Annotated in this window: 4 protein-coding genes and 1 tRNA gene; 3 read left to right on the top strand and 2 right to left on the bottom strand. The window is 74.1% G+C overall.

The features are described 5' to 3' along the window. Together AC0CYZ_RS04940 and AC0CYZ_RS04935 are read right to left on the bottom strand one after the other, a co-directional pair. Nucleotides 1-943, bottom strand: a 943-nt coding sequence (locus AC0CYZ_RS04940) for a DUF4185 domain-containing protein (RefSeq protein WP_472212915.1), incomplete at its 3' end; no start/stop codon positions are given. A gap of 31 nt (nucleotides 944-974) precedes the next feature. Then, nucleotides 975-1,057 (bottom strand) — tRNA-Leu (locus tag AC0CYZ_RS04935). Between the two features lie 188 nt (nucleotides 1,058-1,245). Between AC0CYZ_RS04935 and AC0CYZ_RS04930 the strand changes: the two genes are divergently transcribed. The 3 genes from AC0CYZ_RS04930 to AC0CYZ_RS04920 form a co-directional block, all read left to right on the top strand. Then, on the top strand, nucleotides 1,246-2,496 hold the full coding sequence (locus AC0CYZ_RS04930; protein WP_472212913.1) for a DUF3662 and FHA domain-containing protein: 1,251 nt from the start codon (nucleotides 1,246-1,248) through the stop codon (nucleotides 2,494-2,496). Between the two features lie 13 nt (nucleotides 2,497-2,509). After that, the gene (locus tag AC0CYZ_RS04925) at nucleotides 2,510-2,989 is read left to right on the top strand and encodes an FHA domain-containing protein FhaB/FipA (protein ID WP_472212911.1); all 480 of its coding nucleotides are present in this window, start codon (nucleotides 2,510-2,512) and stop codon (nucleotides 2,987-2,989) included. A gap of 112 nt (nucleotides 2,990-3,101) precedes the next feature. Beyond that, nucleotides 3,102-4,431 (top strand): PP2C family protein-serine/threonine phosphatase (locus AC0CYZ_RS04920; RefSeq protein ID WP_472212909.1); only part of this gene is annotated, 1,330 nt, incomplete at its 3' end.

Here is a 4,431-nt window from a genome sequence, read left to right as displayed (position 1 = left end):
CGGCGAGCGTCGAGCCCGGGAGGGTGTAGCCGCCGTAGAGCTGCGCGACCCGCCCGGCGTCGTGGTCCTCGTCGTCCCACCCGCAGCCGTGGACCAGCGTCGCCCGCGGGGCCGCGTAGAGGTTCGCCGTCGGGTGCTCGAGCAGGTAGGCGTCCATGCGGTAGTTCCCGGCGTCGAAGACGACCAGCACCCACCACTCGCGCCCGGACGCGTCGGGCACCCGCCGCAGCGACATCTCGCCGTAGGCGCCGGTGAGGACGAGGGTCGGGGGACGGCCCCAGCCCCAGGTCGCGCCGTCCCAGCCCCAGCCCTCCCAGGCGGCCGGGTCGGCGATCCGGTCGGGCCGGACCCGCTGCAGGAGCAGCCCGTGGGCGCGCTGGAACCCGGTCGTCAGGGCGTACACCCACTCCCCGGCCGCGTCGAGCTCCCAGGTGAGCATCTGGAACAGCCCGCCGAGGTGGTTCCCCGGCCAGCGGCAGTCGGCCGGGTCCCAGCTCACCCCGGAGTCCCGGGAGCGGTGCAGCTCGGTGGCCTGCACGTTGCCGAGGCCGCGGCAGGCCATGACGTGCAGCCAGACGTCGTCGCCGATCGTGAGGACGTCGGTGGGCAGCACCGTCGAGACCTGGCGCCAGCCGAACACGCCCCGGCCGACGCGGCGCAGGCCGTCGTGGGTGTAGTCGACGACCTGGTAGGCGTAGTCGTCCGGGCCGGCCGACCCCGTCCAGCGCAGGCCCGTGGACACCGAGTCGGGGTCGGCGAAGAGGACCACCGGGGACCGCCACCCGGGTCCGCCGACCCCCGCCGACTCGAACGTGTCGCCGAACACCGACACCAGGCGACCGTCCGGCGCGGCGACGGTGGCGCCGAGGTCGGTCCCGCCGACGCCGAAGCGGTCGGTCAGACCGGGGCCGGTGAGGTCACAGACCTTCTGGGCGGGCCGCATGGAGACCAGCGTGCCCGTCGGGGAGGGAGTGTGGGCGAGGGGGGAGTTGAACCCCCACATCCTTCCGGATACACGGACCTGAACCGTGCGCGTCTGCCATTCCGCCACTCGCCCCGAGTGGTGCGCATCCCCGCTCTCGCGGTGATCGACGGGAGCGACGGTAGCACGGGCCCGCAGGCCCACCCCGAAGGAGGTCAACGCGTCCGGACCGGCGACCGATACCATCGTCGGGCCCCCCGCGAGTGCCGACACTCCGCGTGGGGCCGGAGCCGGACGGCCGAGTCGTGGAGGAGGGATCGCGGGTGGGGCGCGCACAGCGCTTCGAGCGTGCGCTCGAAGGCCTCGTGGGTGACACCTTCGCGCGGGTCTTCGGCGGCAAGGTCGTTCCCCAGGAGATCGCACAGGCCCTCCGGCGCGAGGCGGAGGACGGCGTGCGAGTCTTGGCCGGTGGGCGCCAACTGGCACCCAATCACTACACGGTGGCGCTCAGCCCCGCCGACCACGCACGAATGGCGGGGGACGAAGAGACCATCACCCACTCGCTGATCGACTGCGTGGAAGAGCACCTCACAGAGGGCGGGTGGGAGACATACGGTGAGGTCGTAGTCTCTCTGGAGCGTTCCGACGCGCTGCACACGGGACAGTTCCGCACCAAGTCGTCCGTTGACCCCGACGCGTCGCGGCAGCGGACCGCGAGCCCCCGAACCGCAGGAGAGCACCCCATGAGCCAGGCACCAGGTCGCTACCCGGAGGACCCGGACCAGCGCGGCTACGGCCAGCCGGACCAGTACGGACAGCAGGGTCACCCGCAGCAGGGCTACCCGCAGCAGGACCCGTACGGCCAGCAGCAGGGCTACCCGCAGCAGGGCTACGGGCAGGACCCGTACGGCCAGCAGCAGGGCTACCCGCAGCAGGGTTACCCGCAGCAGGGCTACGGGCAGGACCCGTACGGTCAGCAGCCGGGCTACGGCCAGCAGGGCGGCTACGACCCCTACGCCCAGCAGGGCTACGGGCAGCAGCCCCAGGGCTACGACCCCTACGGGCAGCAGGGCTACGGCCAGCAGCAGGGCTACGGGCAGGACCCGTACGGCCAGCAGCAGGGCTACGGCCAGCAGGGCTACGCCCAGCAGCCGGGCTACGGCCAGCAGGGCTACGACCAGTACGGCGGCCAGTACGGCCAGGGTGGCTACGACCCCTACGCCCAGCAGGGCGGCTACGACCCGTACGGGCAGCAGGGCGGCTACGGCGGCGTCCAGACCCGGCAGATGACCGCGAGCCTCACCCTGGACGACGGGTCGAACCGCTCGTACCAGCTGGTGCAGGGCGCGAACGTCATCGGCCGCGGCCAGGACGCCCAGTTCCGCCTGGCCGACACCGGCGTGTCCCGCCGGCACCTCGAGATCAGCTGGGACGGCCAGCAGGCCACCCTGTCCGACCTCGGGTCCACCAACGGGACGACGGTCAACGGCACCCCGGTGCAGACCTGGCAGCTCGCCGACGGCGACACCATCCGGGTCGGGCACTCGGCGCTGCTGTTCCGCGCCCAGGGCTGACGCGCGCCTCCTCGTGCCCGAACTCGTCCTCCAGCTCACCCGGGCTGCGTTCCTCGCGCTGCTCTGGCTGTTCGTCTTCGCCGCGCTGCGGGTCGTGCGCTCCGACCTGTACGCCGCGTCGGGACTGCGGGCCGCGACGCCCGGCCGGCGCCCCTCTCGCGGGGGGACGTCGAAGCCGGGCCGCGGCGGGGGTCGGTCGACCGGGCCGAAGGCGCTGATCGTCACCGCGGGTGCGTTGGCGGGGACCCGCATCGCACTCGACGGCCGCCCGATCATGCTGGGGCGCGCCGACGACTCGACGCTGGTGCTCGACGACGACTACGCGTCCACGCGGCACGCCCGCATCTCGCAGTCCGGCGACGACTGGTACGTCGAGGACCTCGGGTCGACCAACGGGACCTACCTCGACCGGGCGAAGGTGTCCGGCCCGACGAAGGTGCCCCCGGGCACGCCGATCCGCATCGGCAAGACCGTGATCGAGCTCCGCACATGATGACCGACCCCTCGCGCGGGCACCGTGGCCCGCACGCCGCCCGGCACGGTGACGCGTCCGGCGCCCGGACCCGGGTGCGGGTCGTCCGTGCCCGTGAGTGCAGGATCGTCCCGTGACCCTGGTGCTGCGCTACTCCGCCCGCAGCGACCGGGGCCTGGTCCGGCAGAACAACCAGGACTCGGTCTACGCGGGCCCGCGTCTGCTCGCGCTCGCGGACGGCATGGGGGGCCACGCGGCGGGTGAGGTGGCCTCGAAACTGGTCATCGCCGCGCTCGTGCCCCTCGACGACGACGAGCCGGGCGACGACCTGCTCGGCGAGCTCGCCGAGGCCACGGCCCAGGGCAACGACGCCATCACCGAGCTGGTCAGCGAGGAGCCCGACCTCGACGGGATGGGCACCACGCTCACCGCCGTCCTCTTCGCCGGCAGCCGGCTGGGGATGGTGCACGTCGGGGACTCCCGGGCCTACCTGTTCCGCGACGGCGTCCTCACCCAGATCACCCGCGACGACACCTTCGTGCAGTCGCTCATCGACGAGGGCCGGATCACCGAGGACGAGGCCGCGAGCCACCCCCAGCGGTCCCTGCTGCTGCGGGCCCTCACCGGGCACGACGTCGAGCCGTCGCTGACGGTGCGCGAGGCCCGCGCGGGCGACCGCTACCTCCTCTGCTCCGACGGCCTCTCCGGCGTGGTGAGCGCGGAGACGATCGCGGACGCGCTGACGATCCCCGACCCGCAGAGCTGCGCGGACCGGCTCATCGAGCTCGCGCTCAAGGGCGGCGGCCCCGACAACGTCACCTGCATCGTGGCCGACGTCGTCGACGTCGACTACGGCGAGGACCAGCCCATCTACGGCGGCGCCGCCGGCGACGGGCGCGCGGACCCGCCCCCCGGGGACTCCGCCGCGGCCCGGGCCTCCGCGGCCACCCTCACCCGCGCCGAACCCTCGCCCCGCCCGGACCCGGTGTCCGCGCGCAACGACCACGCCCGCGGCCGGACCAAGCCCCGGCGCTCGCGGATGGCGGTCGTCCTCGCGGTCGTCGGCGTGCTGGTGCTCGCCGGCCTCGGACTGCTCGTCACGCGGCTGTGGATCTCCCAGCAGTACTACGTGGGCGTCGCGGGCGACGAGGTCGTCATCTACCAGGGCGTGCGCGGCGACGTGCTCGGCGTGCAGCTGCAGGACGTCGCGGAGCAGACCGGGCTGAGGGTCGGCGACCTCACCCAGGTCGGCCGGACCTCCGTGCAGAGCGACTCGCTGCCGACCTCGGACCTCGACTCGGCGCACCGCACCGTCGACCGCCTGCGCAACGACGAGATGCTGCCCCCGTGCAAGCCGCCGGCCCCGGTCGTGCCGAGCACACCCGCGCCCGCGCCCGGGGCGCCCGGCGCCGCCGCGCCCTCCCCGGCGCCCGCGCCCGGGGCGCCCACGGCCGTCACCGCCG

This window comes from Actinomycetospora sp. (assembly GCF_055612215.1).
This window is presented reverse-complemented; position numbering and strand designations above follow the sequence as displayed.